General features: G+C 68.1%; 1 protein-coding gene and 1 pseudogene. Both read right to left on the bottom strand.

The features are described 5' to 3' along the window. Positions 1-228: pseudogene (locus AC5RUJ_RS16100) on the bottom strand (type II secretion system F family protein); the annotation flags it as partial. After that, a partial coding sequence (locus AC5RUJ_RS16095) for a TadA family conjugal transfer-associated ATPase (RefSeq protein ID WP_494156223.1) occupies positions 225-1588 on the bottom strand: 1364 nt, incomplete at its 5' end. The gene AC5RUJ_RS16095 and the pseudogene AC5RUJ_RS16100, both read right to left, overlap by 4 nt.

Here is a 1588-nt window from a genome sequence, read left to right as displayed (position 1 = left end):
GGCTTCGAGGGCGCCGGCCATCGCCGGGGCTTCCCGGCGGCGGGCCAGGAGCCGTTCGATGGTGGCGGTGGAACGGGCGGCCACGTCACTGAGCCGGGAGCCCTGTTCCGGGGCGCCACGGCGGGACGCCGAAAGCCGCAGGGACCGCGTGCCGAAGGCGGCCGACACCAGCAGGGCCAGCGAGCCGTAGCAACACAGCATTCCTATAACCAGGACCACCGGGGTCATCGCGTCGCCGCCTGCGGGCGCAACGGGCCGGCGGCCGGCTCGAAGATGTCGGCCGGCAGGTCGATGCCCAGTTCCCGGAACCGGTCGGTAAACCGGGGACGAACCCCGGTTGGCATGGGCTTGCCCAGGAACCTGCCGCTGGCATCCACACCGGCGCTGTAGTCGAAGACGAAGGCGTCCTGCAGCGTCACGATGTCGCCTTCCATGCCCTGTACCTCGGTCACATGCGTGACCCGGCGGGTACCGTCGCGCAGGCGGGTCAACTGAACGATGACGTCCACCGCGGAGGCGATCTGTTCCCGGATCGCGCGCAGGGGCAGGTCCATCCCGGCCATCAGCACCAGGGTCTCCAGGCGCGCGATGGCGTCCCGGGGGGAGTTCGAATGCACCGTGGACAGCGATCCGTCGTGCCCGGTGTTCATGGCCTGGAGCATGTCCAGTGTTTCTCCGCCGCGGACCTCGCCCACCACGATCCGGTCCGGGCGCATGCGCAGCGAGTTGCGGACGAGGTCGCGGATGGTGATCGCGCCCTTGCCCTCGATGTTGCTCGGGCGGCTTTCCAGCCGGACCACGTGGTCCTGCTGCAGCTGCAGTTCTACGGCGTCTTCGATGGTGACGATGCGTTCGCCGGCCGGAATGAAGGAGGAGAGCACGTTGAGCAGCGTGGTCTTTCCGGTGCCGGTGCCGCCGGAGACGATGATGTTCAGCCGTGACCGGACGCAGGCGTCCAACAACGCGGCCATCTCCGGGGAGAGCGTGCCGAAACCAATGAGGTCCTGGACCTGGAAGGGGTCGGCGGCGAACTTCCGGATGGTCAGGGAGGACCCGTTGACTGCCAGCGGCGGGATGACCGCATTCACGCGCGAGCCGTCGGCCAGGCGGGCGTCAACGAGCGGCGACGATTCGTCGATCCGGCGGCCGACCCTGGACACGATGCGTTCAATGACCCGGCGCAGCTGGTCCTCGGACAGGAAGCGGGCCGAACTGCGCGAGAGCTTGCCCTTGTGCTCCACGTAGATCATGTCGGGTCCGTTCACCATGATTTCGGAGACGTCCGGATCCTCCAGCAGCGGCTGCAGCGGACCGTAGCCGAGCACGTCGTCGCTGACCTCACGGATCAGGCGCTGGCGCTCCAGGTGGCTGAGCGAATTTTCTTCTTCCTCGACCACCTTGGCAAGCTCCTGCTGCACCACGAGATGCAGCTTGTCCTCGTCCAGGGAAGCATCCAGCAGGCGTGATCCCATGCGTTCGAAGAGGACCGTGCTCGCACGTTCCTTCATCTTGGACAGGGCATCCTGGGCCGGGGGAAGGGCGGCCGGGGGAGCCGTGCGGCCGGCAGCGGCCGGCTGCGCCGCGGCCA

This window comes from Arthrobacter sp. Y3223164 (assembly GCF_059091005.1).
The sequence above is the reverse complement of the archived record's forward strand: the minus strand, read 5'-3'. Positions and strand labels throughout refer to the sequence as shown.